The sequence below is a fragment of the Micromonospora wenchangensis genome, from assembly GCF_002210435.1.
Classification (GTDB): domain Bacteria; phylum Actinomycetota; class Actinomycetes; order Mycobacteriales; family Micromonosporaceae; genus Micromonospora; species Micromonospora wenchangensis.
The window spans coordinates 1-17117 of sequence record NZ_MZMV01000041.1; the positions used below are offsets into that span (position 1 = coordinate 1).

Below are 17117 nucleotides of genomic sequence, written 5' to 3' on the forward strand. Positions count from 1 at the left end.
CCGCCGACCACGGTGTAGATGATCTTCACGCCGTTGTGGTTGATGGCGGCCAGGGCGTTGTTGCTGACCCCGGAGATGCCGGTGTTCAGGTTCTTCCAGCCGTTGGCGCTGGACGCCTCGTGCACCCAGCCGCCGACCACGGTGTAGATGTACTTGACGCCGTCCACGTTGATCACGGCGAGGGCGTTGTTGCTGACGCCGGAGATGCCGGTCCACAGGTTGCGCCAGCCGGTGTCGCTGGAGGCCTCGTACACCAGGCCGTTGTTGACCGTGTAGAGCAGCTTGTTGCCGCCCATGACCATGGACGCGGTGGCCGAGCCGGTGATGCTGTTGACCGGCAGCATCTGCCAGCCGCTGTGGCTGCCGGACTCGTACACCTGGCGGTTGGCGGCCTGGCCGCAGTTCTGGCTGGTCATGTTCCGGGCCGGCGAGGTGGGGCCGGAGATGTAGAGCGGGCCGGTCGACGGGCTGCCGTCGGAGGTGATGCCGGAGGGCACCCCGTTGAAGTACGACTCGGTCTTGACGCCGTCGCGTACCTGCTCGTAGTGCAGGTGCGGGCCGGTGGAGTTGCCGGTGCTGCCGACCCGGCCGAGTTGCTGGCCGGTCGACACCCCCTGGCCGGCGGCGACCATCGGCGTCTCGATCATGTGCAGGTAGAGCGTCCGCCACCCGCCGCCGTGTTCGATGATCACGTGCCAGCCACCGCCGCTGCCCCAGCCGGCGAAGGAGACCGTGCCGCTGGCGGAGGCGAGGATCGGCCGGCCGTTGCTGGCCCCGCCGGTGAAGGTCAGGTCGATGTCGTAGTCGTCGTGACCGTAGTAGGTGGCCATCCGCCAGGTCTCGCCGCAGGGCACCGGCATCTGGAAGTTCGGCCGGGGGCCGGCGGCCTGGGCCGGGGTGGTCACGACGGCGGCGCCCGCGAGCGCGAGCACCGCGACGCCGGCGGTCGCGAGCATCAGTCGGGCGGCGGTGCGGAGCCGGGCGAGTGGACCCGTCATGCGCGGTTCCCTCCAAAGTGGATCGCGGGGTTGAAGGATGTCGATCCTACGGTCCCGAGGTCCGCCCGGAGGGTCCACGCCGGTGGCGAATCAGCAGTTGTGCGTCTGCCTGCCGCCGTTCAGCCGGCGGCGACCGAGCCGGCGACGGCCACCATGATTCCGGCGATCGTCGCGTCGATGACCCGCCACGCCGCCGGACGGGCGAGCAGCGGCCCCAGCCGGCGCGCGCCGAGGCCCAACCCGGTGAACCAGGCCAGGCTCGCCGCCGCCGCGCCGGCACCGAACGCCCACCGGTTCGGGTCCTGGTGGGCGACCGTGCCGAGCAGCACCACCGTGTCGAGGTAGACGTGCGGGTTGAGGAACGTGAACGCCATGCAGGCCAGCAGCGTCGCCCGCAACGTGGCCGGGGGACGGTCGACCGGGCTGAGAGCGGCGGGGCGCAGGGCGCGGCGGGCGGCCAGCAGCGCGTACCCGAGCAGGAACGCGACGCCGCCCCAGCGGACGGCGACCAGGACGGCCGGCGTCGCGGTCAGCGCGGCCCCCAGGCCGGCGATGCCGGCGGTCATCAGGGTGGCGTCGGCGGCCACGCAGATCGCCACCACCGGCAGCACGTGCTCCCGGCGCAGCCCCTGGCGCAGCACGAAGGCGTTCTGCGCCCCGATGGCGACGATCAGCGCGAGGGAGAAGCCGAAACCGGCGAGCACGGAACCCATGACGGCCACGCTAGGACGGCGGCCTCCTGCACTCCAGCTAAAGATTCTGCACGGCCGTTAGAATCGCTTATGCCCCTCGACCCGGTGCAGCTGGCTACCTTCCAGGCCGTCGTCACCCACGGCAGCTTCGACGCCGCCGCGCGGGCGATGAACGTCACCCCGTCGGCGGTCAGCCAGCGCATCAAGGCCCTCGAACAGGCCGTCGGGCAGGTGCTCGTCCGCCGCACCCGACCGGTCGTGCCGACCGCCGCCGGCACCCCGCTGGTCCGCCTCGGCGGGCAGTTGGCGCTGCTGGAACAGGAGGCCCTCGACGCGGCGCGCGGCACGCTGGGCGACCCCACCCGCACCCGGGTCGCCGTCGTGGTCAACGCCGACTCCCTCGCCGGCTGGTTCCTGCCCGCCCTGACCGCCGTCCCCGACGTGCTGGTCGACCTGCACACCGACGACGAGGGGCACACCGCGCGGCTGCTGCGCGACGGCACCGTGATGGCGGCTGTCACCACCGAACGCGTCGCCGTGCAGGGCTGCAGGGTCCTGCGCCTCGGCGCGATGCGCTACCTCGCCGTCGCCGCACCCGCCCTGCACGCCACGAGCTTCGCCGACCGCGACCCGGCCACCGCGTTCCCGACCGCGACGATGATCCGCTTCGACCGCAAGGACACCCTGCAACACCGCTTCGCCCGTACGCTCACCCGCCGCGACGTCGACCCGCCGACGCACTTCGTGCCGGGGACGGCCGCCTTCACCGGGGCGGTCCGGCTCGGCCTCGGCTGGGGCCTGCTCCCCGAAACCGTCGCCCGCCCCGACCTCGCGGCCGGCCGCCTCGTCGAGCTGGCCCCCGGCCGGCACCTCGACGTGCCGCTGTACTGGCAGTACTGGCGACTGGAATCAGCGGCGCTGGCGGCGCTGACGGCGGCGGTGCGGGCCGCCGCGAGCACCGCACTGCGCTGACTGTGAGCTGGGCGGACCCCGTCGGGACTCCGCTCAGCCGGTCGCCCGTCCGGCGACGAAGGTCCTGCGGTACACCTGCGGCGACACCCCACTGAGCCGCTTGAACTGGACCCGGAACTGCGCCGGTGAGGCGAAACCGACGAGGTGGGCGATCCGGTCGACGCCGTGGTCGGTGCGTTCCAGCAGCTCCTGCGCCCGGCGGACACGCACGGCGGCGACCCACTGCATCGGGGTACGGCCGGTCTCCTCGTGGAAACGGCGATTGAGCGTACGCACGCTGAGCCCGGCCCGGGCGGCCACGTCGGCCAGGGTCAGCCGCCCGTCCGCGTGCGACTCCAACCATTCCAGCACCGGGCCGAGCCCCGTTCCGGCAGGGTCCACGCCGGGGCGCACGATGAACTGCGCCTGCCCGCCGTCGCGGTGCAGCGGGGCCACGGCCTGCCGGGACGCGTCGGCGGCGACCGCCGCCCCGTGGTCACGGCGGACCAGGTGCAGGCACATGTCCACGCCCGCGGTGGCCCCGGCGGAGGTGACGAACTGGCCGGTGTCGACGTACAGCACCTCCGGATCCACCCGGACGGCCGGGTACGTCGCCTGGAACAGCTCGGCGGCGGCCCAGTGCGTGGTGGCCCGCCGGCCGTCGAGCAACCCGGCGGCGGCCAGGGTGAACGCGCCCACGCAGATCGAGGCGATCCGGACGTCGGCGGCGGCAGCCGCCCGCAGCGCGTCCAGCACCGCGCCGGGCACCGGCGCGGCCGGGTCGTAGCGGCCGGGCACGATGACGGTGTCGGCGGTGGCGAGCGCGTCGAGGCCGTGGTCGACGGCCAGCCGCAGCGGGCCGGCGTCGACGACCGGCTCGCTGCCGCAGACCAGCACCCGGTAGCCGGCCCGGCCGCCCGGCAACCGCACCCGGCCCAGCACCTCGATCGGGGTGGCCAGGTCGAACGCGATCGTGCCCGGGAGCGCCAGGACCAGCACGGTATGCATGGTGGCACCTCCCCGGAATCGTCGGCGGACGGCAAGAAACAGTCGGACGATGGCAATCCTGCCACTGGCCGGTTCAGGCGGTGCGGTCGAGGATCGGTGGCATGTTGGTACAGATCGTGTTGTTCGACGGGTTCGACCCGCTCGACGTCGTCGCGCCCTTCGAGGTCCTCGCCGCCGGCGGCGACACCGTCGGGGACGCACTGACCGTGGAACTCGTCTCGGCGGAGGGCCCGAGGGAGGTGGTCAGCGGCACCCGTGGCCTGACGCTGCGGGCGACCGCGCCGCTGGACCCGACCCGGGCGGGCTACGTCGTGGTGCCCGGTGCCAGCGGTCCGAGCACCGGCGACCCCGACGAGGGCGTGGTGACCATCCCCGTGCTGCTGGCCCGGGTCGCCGACTCGGCGGCCGTACCGCTGCTGCGCGCCGCCCTCGACAACCCCGACGTGACCGTGGCGGCCGTCTGCGGAGGGTCGCTCGCCCTGGCCATGGCCGGCCTGATCGAGGGCCGCCACGCGGTGACCCACCACCTCGGCATGGACGTGCTCGACGCCACCGGCGTACACGCGGTGCCGGCGCGGGTCGTCGACGACGGCGACCTCGTCACCGCGGGCGGCGTCACCTCCGGCCTGGACCTCGGGCTGCACATCCTGGAACGGGAGTTCGGCCCCCGGGTCGCGCACGCCGTGGAAACCCTCTTCGCCTACGAGCGACGCGGCACCGTGTGGCGTGCCGCCGGCCACCTTCCCGTCACGGTCTGAGGAGAACCGGTGGTACACCCCGTCATCGGCACCTGGGACGTCAGCCTGAAGACCCCCATCGGCACGCTCCGCGCCACCTACGTCTTCCACGACACCGGCGGGGTGCCCGCCGGCACCGCGTCGACGGCGGCAGAGACCGTGGCGCTGACGGCGGTGACTTGTGCCGACGCCCGCGTGACCTGGCGGCAGTCGGTGACCCGCCCGATGCGCCTGCACCTCGACTTCGACGTGGTGGTGGAGGGCGACACCCTGGCCGGTCACTCTCGCGCGGGTCGGCTGCCCCGCACGGTGGTCACCGGGACCCGCCGCCCATCCGGCCAGGTCACCCGACCCGCCCGGTAGGTTGCCGCAGGTGTCGATCCGGGTGCTGCCACTCGGACACACGACGGGGCGGGTGTAGCAGGTCTCGTACGCCGGCATTCGCGTCGTCGGCCCGGTGCGGACGGAGATCCCGACCTGTCCGTGGCGTGAGGAAGGATGGGGGTATGCAGAGCTTCCTGACCCCGGAGCAGATCGCCCACCGCACCCGGCGTGCGGTCGACGCGGCCGTCCACGCCGGACGCGCCCGGGGGCTCGACGTGACCGACGCCCGCGTGCTCTACGAAGCCTTCTCCGTGGTCGTACACCTCGCGCCGTCGCCCGTCGTGGCCCGGGTGCCCACCGTCCTGCCCGCCTACGCGGACCTCGACAGTGTGGCCGGTCGGCAGCGGGCGGAACTGGACGTGACGGCATGGCTCACCGAGCGGGGCGTGCCGGTCATCCCGCCCAGCCCCCTCGTGCCCCGCGAACCCGTCCGGCACGACGGGTTCTCGATGACGTTCTGGCAGTTGATCGAGCTGGCCCCGGCCGGGGAACCCGACTACGTGGCGAACTGTGCCCTCGTACCCGAACTGCATGCCGCGCTGCGCGACTACCCGGGTGAGTTGTCGTTCCTGTCCGCCGCCGAACCGCAGTTCGTCGAGGACGGCCTCGTCGCGCTCGACGGCCAGCCCGACCTCATCGCGCCGACCGACCTGGACCGCGCCCGCCGGGAATGGCAGGTGCTGGCACCACTCGTACGCTCCCGCGAACTGTTCGAGAAGACGTTCCCCGGGGTCGATCTCCAACCCGTCCACGGAGACTCACCGGTCGTCAACATCGTCGCCGGGGTGGACGGGTACCGCTACGCCGACTTCGAGATGGTGACGCTGGGGCCCGTCGAGTGGGACGTCGTCGGCGTCGGTCCGGACGGTGAGGCCGCCTACCGGAGTGCGGCGCAGCGCCGGAACCTGCGGGACCTCGACGAGGGGGTGTTGCGCTTCGTGACGGCGGTGGGGATGCTGCGGGGCGTCGCCTGCCTCGCCCTGGCCCCCCAGTTGCCGATGCTGGCGGACGCCCTCGGCGGCATGCTCGACCAGTGGCGGTCGATGCCGTTCGCCGGAGGGCTCGGCTGAGCAGGTGATCCCGCTCCGTTGGCTGTCAGGTTTACGACGCGACTGCGGTAGTCATCGATGCAGATGATGATGGGTGCGCTTTCCCCGGCATCACCGACCGGGTGAAAGCGCAGGTAGGCGACGGCTGCGGTGGCGTTCTGCCCGGCCATACACGAGTGACGGCTGAGCCGCGAAGTGGTGTTGCCCCGCCGGTCACCGATCTGGTTGTCTAGCCGACCTGTAGTTCGCTGCCGGGACCACAGAGCCCTCGAAGGAGAAGCGTGCCGCAACCCCTGACGCTCGCTGAGATGCTGGCCGTCCTCGATGATCCCCGGTCGGTTTCCGACCTGCACACCTACTACCTCGGCACCGGCGACGAGACGTTCACCGGCGGACAGTTCGACCAACTCGGTGGTGGCGGGAGCCGTCCCGAGACGGCCGGCGTCATCACCGCCGAGGACCTTGTCGCGGTGGAACTGCTACGGGTGCGCGTGCCACCGCAGCAGGCGCTCGACCTGTTGCAGGGGCCCCTCGGCGAGCGGGTCGCCGCCGAGTTGGGGAGGATCCCGGTCGACGTGGCGCTGGGCACCGACGAGGCGTACCCCCTGGTGGTGGCGGGCGGTCCCGCCGACACCGCCTGGCGGGCGCTGCGCGACGCCAAGGGCATCGGGTGGGTCGTCGCCGGCAAGTTGCTCGCCCGCAAGCGTCCGAAGCTGGTGCCGGTATACGACGCGGTGGTGTCCTGCGCCTACCGCACCGGCACCGGCTTCTGGGAGTGGCTGCACGGCAGGCTCCGCGAGGATGAGGGCGTGCTTACGCAGCGGCTGCACGCACTGCACAAGGAGGCGGGCCTGCCCGAGGCGGTGAGCCTGCTCCGCGTCCTCGACGTGGTGTTCTGGATGCGGCACCGCCCGGTGCACAGCGGCGACCACTGTGCCGGAATCCGTCTACGTTGAGCCAGGACGAACGGCATTTCACGGTACGCATCAGGGGTGGGACGCCGCAGGCGAAGGCGGCGGGCAAGCGGCGCTCCACCGACACCGGCCGATGACGGCACCGAGGTCACGCGTTCGTCCGACGCAGTGCATCTGCGTCAACTGCGGCGACACCGTCCACGGCCGGGCGAACACCCGCCGGCGTGGGCCGGACATCGCCTGGTACGCCCACTGCCGACCCTGCGCGGACCTGGTCGCCGACCAGATGCAACCGCTCGGCCTGCTGCCGGGTGGAGGCGTCGACATCTACCAGTGCCGCACCTGCGACAGCCTCCGGGTCTGTCGTACCGGCTGGCGGACCCGGTGCCACACCTGTCTGGACGAGCGGTCCGCCGGGCCGAGTCTCACCGTTGGGGCGCGCCTGCTGGCCCGGTTGCCGGACGAACCCGCGCTCGCGGACCGGGTACGCCGATTCGCCGGCCTGGCCGACACCGACACCATTCCCACCCGGGCCGCCGCCGAGTTCCGGGCCGCGATCGCCCTCGGCGAGGAACTCGACAGACACCGCCGCGACGGCTGGACCGACCTGGCCGGTGACGTCCACGGCCTACCGTGGTACGGCGCACGGCAGGCGCCCTTCTCCCACGGGACCTGGGGCCTGCACCTGCGCTGCGGCTCGTGGCAACGGCTGCGCGACCGCACCTGCGCGAAGTGCCCGCCCGAGCCCGACGACCGGACCTTCGCCGCGCTACGCGACACGCCGTACCTGCTGTATCTGGTGCGGCACCGCGGACTGCTCAAGTTCGGCGTCGGCGGGGCGAGCCGGGTACGGCAGCACCTGCGGGCGGGTGCCCAACTGGTCGAGGTCGTCGAGGGTCGGCACGCGGACGTCATCGAGGCGGAAGCGGTCCTCAAGCGGCAGAAGCGGGCGGCGGGGGAGCCGTTGCGCTGGTGGCGTACCCGGCGGATGCCGGAGTCGTTCGGAGCGGGCACCGAAGTGGTCCGGAACGGCGTGCGGATCAGCCTCGCCGACTACCTGCGTGACGGAATCGACGTGACCAGCCGCTTCACGAGCACCCCCGAAACGAAGCGGGACAGTGCCTAACGATTTTACTGTTCTATGGGGCGGGTGGAATGGTGAGCGGCCCGCCGGCCGGTGTTACGTAATGAGGCGGTAGTTGGGGATGCCCCGGTTACGTTCCTCGGCGGGCAGATCAAGGGAGAGCGCCCTGACCCCGTCGGGAACGGGTGCCCTGGAGAGGTGAATTCCCTCCAGACAGGTGCCGCACCAGAACGAGGCATAGCCGTGTCGAGCTCCTGGGGGAGCGGTGAAGACCAGGCGTAGCGTCTGATGCCCGCAGTTCGGGCACGGAAGATCGGAGGAGGCCGGCAGGGTGCGGTACACGACGTCGTACGCGTCCAGCCACTCATCGAAGTTTGCCATCAACGCACTCCCTCTGGCCTGACCGGATGGTCGTTCCACCATCGTTCCTCATGGGCATATGCCCGGTCTTCGAAGGCGTCGGCCTCGTCACGGCTGGTGGGGTAGGGGCGGCCGTCACGGAGCTCCAACACGTGGAACTTCTCGTGCTCAAGGGTCCGGGCAAGATCCTCCTCGCTGCGGAACGCCTCGCGGCAGAGCATGACCGACTGATCGGGTCTGGTCACCCCGCACACGCCTGAGATCCGGTTGTTGATGTTGAAGCGAATGCCGGATACGTCGATGCCGTATTTGGTGGCGACCTCCTGTACCGACTCCAGGCTCATCGGCATCCGGGGCCCATGGCCTTTGCCTCGTACTCGATTGAGGTCATCAGCGGCGGGGTCGGCGTGCCGGAGCCGGCTGAGAAGGCGCTTGAGCTTCTCGATGAGGTTGCCGAGGCGGCGTAGTTCCGGCAGCAACCGCCGCAGGCTGGCCAGCAGCCCGCGTAGCAGCCTGGCGATCCGCGCCGCCCACGAGCCCACCAGCGTGGTCACCTGCTCCACCACCCACGGCGTGGCGAGCCCTCCGGTGGCGAGCAGTTCGCCCGCGTACACGATGAGGCGGGAGACGCAGGCGGCGATGGCGTCGCGGACGAGGAGCCGGACGGCCGCGACGAGGCCGGCGGCACCCTCAGTGGCGGCGGCGAGGGTGTCGGCGCCCTCGGCGAGGCCGGTGATCGCCCGGTGCTGTTCGGTGGCCCAGGCCCGGTAGGCGGTGCCGGCGCTGCCGCCCCAGCCGGCGACCTCGCTACGCACCGCGTGGGTCAGTTCGGCGGCGTCCTGCCGGAGCGCTGCGGCGACGTTGCGCCAGGTCTGGGCGTGTGCGGTGATCTGTGCGGGGTCACCGGCGAGCCAGTCCAGGGCCTCGCTGAGCGGCCTGACGTGTTCGATGAGCCAGGCGATGCCGTACTGGAGCAGCGCGCCGACCGGGTCGGAGACGAGGGCGAGGGCGTCCAGGCCGGCGCTGACCACGCCGAGGCTGCCGTCGATCCAACTGCCGGTGCGGACGCCCTGGGCGATGAGTTCGATGTCCTCGCAGATCCAGATCCCGGCCCATGCGCTGGGACCGGCGTCCGACGCCGTGGCGACCAGCGGGTTGCCGGTCACCGGCCGTCCCGTATCCGGTCGAGGTGGCGGGCTGCTCGGATGTCGGCGGCCCGGTAGCCCGCGGCGCTGGACCGTAGCTTCGCGGCGGTGTCACGGACCGATCCGGCGGCGGTGCCGACGCCGTCGACCAGGGTCTGCTGGAGGCTGTCGAGCAGCACCGGCATGATCGCGCAGAGTTGCCCGTACGCGTCGGCGTCGAGCCGGACGTGTCTGCCGGCCCTGCCGGCGGTGTCGAGGCTGTCGGCGCAGCGGTCGAGGTGGGCGGCGTGCCGGTTCAGGTCGTCCGGGTCGACCCGGACTCCGTCACCGGTCGGCATCCGGCGTGCCGGGCCCGGTGTCGAGTCGCCGCCGGTGGGACTCGATGATCGCCCGGGTGGCCGGGTCGTCGGTGCCGAGAGCCCGGGTGGTGGCCTCGGTGAGCTGCCGCAGCAGGTCGGTGCGGGCGGCCCGGGTCGTCGCCATGATCTGCCGGGCGGTGTGGGCGGCGGAGTGCTGCCGGGTCTGCTCGTCGAGCCGCAGTCCGACCAGCAGGCCGGTGGAGTCGACGGTGACCTCGACGGTGCGGTCGGAGCTGCGGGCGGTGCCGGTCAACGCCTGCGCACTGGCCGACAGGGCCCGTGCCCGTTCCGCCTGCCCGGCGAGCGACGACTCCCACTCGTCGAGCCGGCGTGCCGCGGCGTCCAGTGCCGACTCGTCCGCCCACATCCGACCCTCCCCAGGGGACAGTGGCCCCGACGCCACCTCGCCCGGTGGCGTCGGCCCGCCGTGGTCGACCGACCCGACGTCACCGACACGGTATCAACCGGTTACGCGCGGCAGTGTCCCGTCGGTGGGAGCCTGGCGGCCGGCGGTACCGCTGTCCGCCCTCATTGCTTCCCGGTCAGGGCCGGGGGTTGCCGGGCGACCCCCGAGCGTCCATTATGCTCACAGCGCGTATCGGCAAAGACGCCCTCGGTAGTCGCGCACTCCGTGAGTGAAGGGAATCCCGCGTGAACTGGATCGCCCGGACGGGCCTGCTGCTGCGGCAGCGGGGCCCGGGAACGACCACCCCCCTGCGCGCCGTCCTGGCCGCCCTCGCCGTCCTGGTCGCGGGGGTGGCCGCCACGTTCACCGTCGCCACGCCGGCCAGCGCCGCGACCACGACGATCTGCAAGAGTTCCCCGATCCCCGCCGGCTACGTGATCGTGGCGGAGGGGTCGTCCGCGTCCTGCCCGTACAGCTTCCCCAACACCTGGACCATCACCACGCCGTCGGCCACCTCGACCACCGTCGTGTGCAAGGTCTCCACCATCCCGCCCGGCTACGTGATCCTGGCGGAGGGGTCGTCGGCGTCCTGTCCGTACAGCTTCCCCAACACGTGGACCATCAAGATCCCGCCGACCGGCTCGGCGAGCGTGATGTGCAAGGCGTCCACCCTGCCGTCCGGGTTCGTGATCGTCGCGCAGGGCTCGTCGGCGTCCTGCCCGTACAGCTTCCCCAACACCTGGACCATCACCACCCCGTCCACCACGGGCATCACCGTCATCTGCTCGGCCTCGCCGATCCCCGCCGGTTATGTCGTGGTCGGCACCGGCTCGTCGGCGTCCTGCCCGTACAGCTTCCCGAACACCAAGAGCATCAGGCTGCCCTGACGGGCGGGCTCGGGCTGCGGCTCCGGACGGGGCCGTGGCCCGGCTCACCGCCGACGCCGGGCCCCGCGCGTCGCGCCGGCCCGGCCCGGGTGCGTAGAGTTCCCGGGTCGGGCCGGCGGTCGGCCCCGGACGCGAGGGCGGGACGATAGCGGACATGACGGTGGACAACGTCGGACAACCGGTCCCCGACGCCGATACCCCCGGCGTCGACCAGGGCGACCTGGCGGCCGCGCTGCGGGTCTTCGCGGCGCTGGAGTCGCTGCCCAGCGACCATCCGGACGTGGTACGGGTGCAGCGGGCCACCGCCCGGCTGTTCAAGATGGTGAAGCAGCGGCGACGCGAGGAGCGGCGGGACGCCGTCCTGGCGCACGACCGGGCCGTGACCGCCGCCACCGCCACCGGCGCCCCGGGGCGGATCGACGACGAGACCAGGGGCATCCCGCTGGCCTCACCCACCGCCGGGGACACCGCCGGAACGCTGATCAACCCGCGCGGCTGTTACATCTGCAAGACCCGGTACCGCCAGGTGGACGCGTTCTACCACCAGCTCTGCCCCGACTGCGCCACCGTCAACCGGGAACGCCGCGACGCACGGTGCGACCTGACCGGCCGGCGGGCCCTGCTCACCGGGGGCCGCGCCAAGATCGGAATGTACATCGCGCTGCGCCTGCTGCGCGACGGCGCGCACACCACCATCACCACCCGGTTCCCGCACGACGCGGTCCGCCGGTTCACCGCCATGCCGGACAGCGCCGACTGGCTGCACCGGCTGCGCGTGGTCGGCATCGACCTGCGCGATCCCGCCCAGGTGGTGGCGCTGGCCGACTCGGTCGCCGCGCAGGGCCCGCTGGACATCCTGATCAACAACGCCGCGCAGACCGTACGCCGCACCCCCGGCGCGTACGCCCACCTGGTCGCCGCCGAGTCGGCGGCGCTGCCCGAGGGGCCGCTGCCGGAACTGCTCACCTTCACCGGCGGCCGGGGCGTCACCCTGGCGCTGCCCGAGGGCACCCTGCCGACACCCACCATCGCCCCGCACGCCCTCACCGCGCTGGCGTTGACCGGCCGGTCCGCCACGCCGGAGCGGATCGCCGCCGCCACCGCCGTCGACGCCGGTGGGCTCGCCCCGGACCTCGGGGACACCAACAGTTGGGTGCAGCGGGTGCACGAGGTCGACCCGGTCGAGCTGCTCGAGGTGCAGTTGTGCAACGTGACCGCCCCGTTCGTGCTGGTCAGTCGGCTCCGGCCGGCGCTGGCCGCCGCGCCGACCGGGCGGGCGTACGTGGTGAACGTGTCGGCGATGGAGGGGCAGTTCGCCCGGGGCTACAAGGGGGCGGGGCACCCGCACACCAACATGGCCAAGGCGGCGCTGAATATGCTCACCCGCACCAGCGCCGAGGACATGCGCGCCGACGGCATCCTGATGACCAGCGTCGACACCGGGTGGATCACCGACGAGCGTCCGCACCCGACGAAGATGCGCCTGGCCGACGAGGGGTTCCACGCCCCGCTGGACCTGGTCGACGGAGCCGCCCGGGTGTACGACCCGATCGTGCGTGGCGAGCGGGGCGAGGAACTGTACGGCTGCTTCCTGAAGGACTACGCGCCCTGCGCCTGGTGAACGGTGCTGGCCGGCACCCCACCCGGTCGCGTGCCGGGACGCGGTGTGCCGAGTCAGGCCACCCGGGGGACCGGCAGCATGCCCCGGTGGGCGGTGCCCGAGATGTCGCCGGTCTGGTCGACGGCCGGTGATCTCGGCGCGACCGGGGCGGTGGCGTCGAACGGGCGGGACGGCCCGCCGGCGGGCGGGACGACCGGCAGCACGGTGGTCGGAGCGGACGACGCCTCGATCTCGGCCAGCACTCCGCGCAGCCGGGACACGTCGTCGACGGCCATCCGGAACGACCCCCGGCAGGTCGTTCCGCTCCACAGGGACAGCACCACCGCTCCCCGCTCCGGGTGGTAGCTGACCCGCATCGTCCGGTCGTCGCCCCGCGTGTCGGTGAACAGGTCACCGAAGCTGGGCATCGGCAGTACCTCTCCCATCAGTCCAGCATGCCCGAGCCGACGGCGACCGGGAAGCCCCGACGGATCAGTCGGGCAATCGGGGCGTTTCCCGGCCAGGTCGACGGCGTGGGCCGGGTGGCCCGGCGTCCCCGGAGGAGGAGGAAACCGGGTCAGCCCTGGGCGGTGGCCGAGGGGAGGGCGCTGCCGCCCCGGGGGGCCTCGCCGGCCATCAGCCGGGCGATCGCGGCCCGGTCGGCGGCCGACGGTAGCCCCCACTGCGGCTGGTAGCCGTAGACCTCCCGCAAGGGGCGGGCCGAGGTCCGGCCGTCGAGGATCTCGATGGCGTCGGTGTCGATCAGCCCCGGGTGTTCGACGCCGCACGCCTCGGCCACCTTGACCAGGTCCCGGCGCAGGGTGCCGAGGTAGTTCGCCGCCCGCACCGACTTGCGGGCCGGGTCCAGGCCCCGCGCCAGCCAGGCGTTCTGGGTGGCCACCCCGGTGGGGCAGGTGTCGGTGTGGCACTTCTGCGCCTGGATGCAGCCGATCGCCAGCATCGCCTCCCGGCCCACGTTGACCAGGTCGCAGCCGAGCGCGAACGCCACCACCGCGTTGTCCGGCAGGCCCAGCTTGCCCGCGCCGACGAAGACGGTCTGCTCGTGCAGCCCCCGCTCGGCGAAGGTGCGGTAGACCCGGGCGAAGCCCTGCTGGAACGGCAGCGACACCGAGTCGGTGAAGATCAGCGGTGCGGCGCCGGTGCCGCCCTCGCCGCCGTCGACGGTGACGAAGTCGACGCCCCGGCCGGTGTCGCGCATCAGCGTGGTCAGCTCCTCCCAGAACCCCAGGTCACCGACGGCGGACTTGATGCCGACCGGCAGCCCGGTCTCGGCGGCGAGCAGCTCCACCCAGTCCAGCAGGCTGTCGCAGTCGGAGAACTCGGCGTGCCGCGACGGGCTCACGCAGTCCTGCCCGGGGGTGATCCCCCGGGTGCCGGCGATCTCGGCGGACACCTTCGCCCCGGGCAGCAGCCCGCCCAGGCTGGGCTTCGCGCCCTGGCTGAGCTTGATCTCCAGGGCCCGCACCGGTGCCCCGGCGACCAGGTCGCGCAGCCGGGCGAGGTCGAACCGGCCCCGGGCGTCCCGGCAGCCGAAGTATGCCGTACCGAGCTGGAAGACCAGCTCGCCGCCGTGGCGGTGGTACGGCGACAGCCCGCCCTCGCCGGTGTTCTGCAGGCAGCCGGCCAGCGCCGCCCCCTGGTTGAGGGCGGACACCGCGTTGCCGGACAGCGAGCCGAAGCTCATCCCGGAGATGTTGACCACCGACCCGGGGCGGAACGCCTTCGCCCGGCCGCGGGGCCCACCGAGCACCTTGGCCGCCGGCAGCCGTACGTCGTGTCCGGCGGTGGGGTGCGACGGCGGGACGGTCGGGGCGAACGTGCGGTGTTTGATGATCGGGTAGCCGGGGCTGCGTTCGATGTCGTTGTCGGTGCCGAACCCGAAGTAGTTGTTCTCCTGCTTGGCCGAGGCGTAGATCCACCGCCGCTGGTCCCGGGTGAACGGGCGTTCCTCGTCGTTGCCGGCGACGATGTACTGCCGCAGCTCCGGACCGATCGCCTCCAGCAGGTACCGGGCCCGCCCGACCAGCGGGAAGTTGCGCAGCAGCGCATGGTCACGTTGGAGGACGTCCCGGGCGGCGAGGCCGGCGACGGCGGCGGCGATCACGGGTACGGTGCGGCGGGCCCACGTCATGCCGGCCACACTCCCCGCTGCCGCCGCCGCCCAAACGGCCTGCCCGCGTGGCGGGTGGTCAGCGCCGCAGCGACTGCCGCACGACGCCGCCGACCAGGGCGCACCAGGTGCTGGTGGAGACCCGACCGGTGCGGGGCAGATTGTGCAACGCCTGGAGATCCTGCACGGCACGGCGGGTGGCCGGGTCGTAGCTGCCGGTGACGGCGACCTCGGCGTAGCCCTTCCAGTTCAGGATGAACTGCACCGCCTGCACGGGCAGGCCGGTGGCGTCGCGGCCCAACTCGGGCGCGAGGGTCTCCCAGGTGGGGGCGGTCAGGGTGGCGTCGACGTCGACCGGGATGCCGTTGCGGGCTTGCCAGTCGCCGACCGCGGCGACGGTGGCGGCGTCGAACGTGCCGCTCGGGGTGACCGGGTAGCCCCGGTAGGCCAGCAGGTACTGGGCGACCTGGACGCCGGGGGCGTTGACGAAGCGCCACAGGTCGGGCCAGCGGCGCTCCGGCACGTCGACCGGGCGGGTGCCGAGCCGGCGGAACACCTCCCGGCGCATGCCGGGGAACAGGCGGTAGAACTGCGCGCCGGGGCACTGGGTGACGCGGAAGTCCCAGTGGCCGAAGATGTCGTGGGCGTGCAGGCCGTACTGCCGGCAGATGGTGGTGCAGAGCCGGACCAGGGAGTCGAGCAGTGCCTGCGGCGGGGTGTCGGTGACGTAGGTGCCCTCGTTCTCGATGCCGATGGCCCGGCCGTTCTCGCCGGGGCAGTGCGCCGAGATCATCTGCCGGTCGCCGGCCCGCAGCCGTTCCAGGCTGCCGTGCCGTCCCTCCAGGACGTACCCGCCCCGGCTGACGGTGAAGTGCTGGCCGGTGTCGGACCAGCCGTTGCCGTCCATGTGCAGGTCCTGGCAGTCGTGGGCCAGCTTGACCGCCTGCTCGCGGGAGTAGTCGGTGACGTTCGGGAAGGCCATGTGGTGCACGATGATCTTGTTGGTGGGGATCGTGCTGACCGACAGCGGGTCGGCCGGTGGGCGGGCGTCCCACTCGTCGCAGCCGATGATCCAGTCCAGGTCCGCGCCGGGGGCGGCGGCCCGGGCGTCGCCGGGCAGGGCCAGTTCGGACCCGACGACCGCGACGGTGGCCGCGCCGAGGCCGGCCCGCAGCAGCGTACGACGGTCGAGTGCGGGGCGTACGACGGGCATGGCATCTCCTCGGCGACCGGCGACGGCACTGGCGGCGAACCTGAAAACTAGCTCCAGCGATTCCGCGTGAGATGGAGGATATTGCCACCTCGGTGGTCGGCGCTAGAGGGCGTCATCGATCGATTCTGCCCATCGTCGCGGCGTGCCGGGCGGAACTGTCCGAATGTCCTGCCGTCGGGGGGTGGTCCCGGGTCGGCCGCTCAGCCGGCGGCGGCGAAGTCGTCCAGGGCGGCCAGCAGGTGCCGCCGGGTCTGCACCGTGCCGAAGTGACCCGCCCCCTCGACCACGTGCAGGCGCGAATCCGGCCAGGCCCGGTGCAGCGCCCAGGCGGTGGCGAGCGGGCTGCCCAGGTCGACCCGGCCGTGGACCAGCACGCCCGGGATGCCGGCGAGCCGGTCGGCCCGCCGGATCAGCTCACCCTCGGCCAGCCAGGCCCCCTGCGAGAAGTAGTGCGCGCAGATCCGCACCATCGCGGTCCGCTCGGCCGACGGCCGGTCGCCGTACGGGTTGCCCACCCCCTCGGCGGAGACCACCGCGTCCTCCCAGGCGCACCAGTCGCGCACCGCCCGCTCGCGGACCTGCGGGTCGGGGTCCTCCACCAGCCGGGCGTACGCCCCGACCACGTCGTCGTCCGGGCCGACGCCGCCGCCGGCGAGGAACCGTTCCCACTCGCGGGGGAAGTACCTGCCGACACCCCGGTAGAGCCAGTCGACCTCCGACCGGCGGGTGGTGGTGACCGCCCCGATCACGATCGCCGACACCCGCTGCGGGTGCCGCTGCGCGTACGCCAGCAGCAGCGTCGAGCCCTACGAGCCGCCGTAGAGCAGCCACCGGTCGACGCCCAGGTGCTCGCGCAGCCGTTCCATGTCGGCGACCAGGTGCGCGGTGGTGTTGTGCCGCAGGTCGGTGGCCGGGTCGGCGGCGTGCGGGGTGCTGCGTCCGCAGTTGCGCTGGTCGAACAGGACCACCCGGTAGCGGTCGGGGTCGAAGTACCGCCGGGCCCACGGGCCGCAGCCCGAGCCGGGTCCACCGTGGACCACCAGCGCCGGGCGGCCCGCCGGGTTGCCGCAGACCTCCCAGTAGACCGCGTTGCCGTCGCCGACGTCGAGCATGCCGTGGTCGTACGGCTCGATCGGCGGGTACCGCTCGTCCATCGGTGGGCCTCCCCGGGGTCCTGAGATACAACAGTGCTGTTACAT

18 protein-coding genes and 1 pseudogene are annotated in these 17117 nt (G+C 72.7%); 8 read left to right on the forward strand and 11 right to left on the reverse strand.

Annotated elements, in window-relative coordinates; all coding sequences use genetic code 11:
• Positions 1 to 998: M23 family metallopeptidase (locus tag B5D80_RS33945; protein ID WP_425437232.1), on the reverse strand; the 998-nt coding region annotated here is incomplete at its 3' end.
• A 119-nt stretch (positions 999 to 1117) separates the two neighbouring features.
• On the reverse strand, positions 1118 to 1711 hold the full coding sequence (locus tag B5D80_RS22020; RefSeq protein ID WP_088645875.1) for a LysE/ArgO family amino acid transporter: 594 nt from the start codon (positions 1709 to 1711) through the stop codon (positions 1118 to 1120).
• Positions 1712 to 1780: 69 nt separating this feature from the next.
• On the opposite strand from B5D80_RS22020, the gene B5D80_RS22025 reads away from it, so the two are divergent.
• The gene (locus tag B5D80_RS22025) at positions 1781 to 2662 is read left to right on the forward strand and encodes a LysR family transcriptional regulator ArgP (protein ID WP_088645821.1); all 882 of its coding nucleotides are present in this window, start codon (positions 1781 to 1783) and stop codon (positions 2660 to 2662) included.
• Positions 2663 to 2695: 33 nt separating this feature from the next.
• Here B5D80_RS22025 and B5D80_RS22030 read toward each other — a convergent pair whose 3' ends face one another.
• Positions 2696 to 3649: a GlxA family transcriptional regulator gene (locus B5D80_RS22030; RefSeq protein WP_088645822.1), complete on the reverse strand. Its 954-nt coding sequence runs from the start codon at positions 3647 to 3649 to the stop codon at positions 2696 to 2698.
• Between the two features lie 101 nt (positions 3650 to 3750).
• On the opposite strand from B5D80_RS22030, the gene B5D80_RS22035 reads away from it, so the two are divergent.
• From B5D80_RS22035 to B5D80_RS22055, 5 genes are all read left to right on the forward strand, one after another.
• Complete coding sequence (locus B5D80_RS22035; protein ID WP_088645823.1) at positions 3751 to 4407, forward strand: DJ-1/PfpI family protein; 657 nt, start codon at positions 3751 to 3753, stop codon at positions 4405 to 4407.
• Between the two features lie 9 nt (positions 4408 to 4416).
• Positions 4417 to 4749 carry a hypothetical protein gene (locus tag B5D80_RS22040; RefSeq protein WP_088645824.1) on the forward strand — a complete coding sequence of 111 codons (333 nt, stop codon included), beginning with the start codon at positions 4417 to 4419 and terminating at the stop codon, positions 4747 to 4749.
• A gap of 143 nt (positions 4750 to 4892) precedes the next feature.
• A complete protein-coding gene (locus B5D80_RS22045) occupies positions 4893 to 5840 on the forward strand; it encodes a phosphotransferase (protein ID WP_088645825.1) in 948 nt (315 codons plus the stop codon).
• 260 nt (positions 5841 to 6100) lie between these two features.
• Entirely contained in the window at positions 6101 to 6775 is a 675-nt protein-coding gene (locus B5D80_RS22050) for a DUF6308 family protein (protein WP_211291604.1), read from the forward strand.
• 91 nt (positions 6776 to 6866) lie between these two features.
• Complete coding sequence (locus B5D80_RS22055; protein ID WP_088645827.1) at positions 6867 to 7859, forward strand: hypothetical protein; 993 nt, start codon at positions 6867 to 6869, stop codon at positions 7857 to 7859.
• Between the two features lie 54 nt (positions 7860 to 7913).
• Here B5D80_RS22055 and B5D80_RS22060 read toward each other — a convergent pair whose 3' ends face one another.
• From B5D80_RS22060 to B5D80_RS22075, 4 genes are read right to left on the reverse strand one after another with little or no spacing between them, the layout of a single operon-like run.
• Entirely contained in the window at positions 7914 to 8198 is a 285-nt protein-coding gene (locus B5D80_RS22060; protein ID WP_088645828.1) for a hypothetical protein, read from the reverse strand.
• Entirely contained in the window at positions 8198 to 9343 is a 1146-nt protein-coding gene (locus B5D80_RS22065) for a WXG100 family type VII secretion target (protein WP_245854860.1), read from the reverse strand. Before B5D80_RS22065 ends, B5D80_RS22060 begins: the two co-directional genes overlap by 1 nt.
• Positions 9340 to 9660 (reverse strand): type VII secretion target, encoded by a 321-nt coding sequence (locus B5D80_RS22070; RefSeq protein ID WP_088645829.1) that lies wholly within the window; start codon positions 9658 to 9660, stop codon positions 9340 to 9342. Before B5D80_RS22070 ends, B5D80_RS22065 begins: the two co-directional genes overlap by 4 nt.
• Positions 9647 to 10048 carry a YbaB/EbfC family nucleoid-associated protein gene (locus B5D80_RS22075; RefSeq protein WP_088645830.1) on the reverse strand — a complete coding sequence of 134 codons (402 nt, stop codon included), beginning with the start codon at positions 10046 to 10048 and terminating at the stop codon, positions 9647 to 9649. Before B5D80_RS22075 ends, B5D80_RS22070 begins: the two co-directional genes overlap by 14 nt.
• A gap of 284 nt (positions 10049 to 10332) precedes the next feature.
• On the opposite strand from B5D80_RS22075, the gene B5D80_RS22080 reads away from it, so the two are divergent.
• Together B5D80_RS22080 and B5D80_RS22085 are read left to right on the forward strand one after the other, a co-directional pair.
• On the forward strand, positions 10333 to 10974 hold the full coding sequence (locus B5D80_RS22080; protein ID WP_088645831.1) for a hypothetical protein: 642 nt from the start codon (positions 10333 to 10335) through the stop codon (positions 10972 to 10974).
• Positions 10975 to 11128: 154 nt separating this feature from the next.
• Positions 11129 to 12595 carry an SDR family oxidoreductase gene (locus B5D80_RS22085; protein WP_088645832.1) on the forward strand — a complete coding sequence of 489 codons (1467 nt, stop codon included), beginning with the start codon at positions 11129 to 11131 and terminating at the stop codon, positions 12593 to 12595.
• A 53-nt stretch (positions 12596 to 12648) separates the two neighbouring features.
• Here B5D80_RS22085 and B5D80_RS22090 read toward each other — a convergent pair whose 3' ends face one another.
• From B5D80_RS22090 to pip, 4 genes and pseudogenes are all read right to left on the reverse strand, one after another.
• On the reverse strand, positions 12649 to 13020 hold the full coding sequence (locus tag B5D80_RS22090; RefSeq protein WP_144081734.1) for a hypothetical protein: 372 nt from the start codon (positions 13018 to 13020) through the stop codon (positions 12649 to 12651).
• 131 nt (positions 13021 to 13151) lie between these two features.
• Positions 13152 to 14726 carry an FMN-binding glutamate synthase family protein gene (locus B5D80_RS22095; RefSeq protein ID WP_088645876.1) on the reverse strand — a complete coding sequence of 525 codons (1575 nt, stop codon included), beginning with the start codon at positions 14724 to 14726 and terminating at the stop codon, positions 13152 to 13154.
• 58 nt (positions 14727 to 14784) lie between these two features.
• A complete protein-coding gene (locus B5D80_RS22100; protein ID WP_088645834.1) occupies positions 14785 to 15918 on the reverse strand; it encodes a peptidoglycan recognition protein family protein in 1134 nt (377 codons plus the stop codon).
• A gap of 200 nt (positions 15919 to 16118) precedes the next feature.
• Positions 16119 to 17072, reverse strand: a pseudogene (pip, locus tag B5D80_RS22105) (prolyl aminopeptidase).
• Positions 17073 to 17117 lie beyond the last annotated feature (45 nt).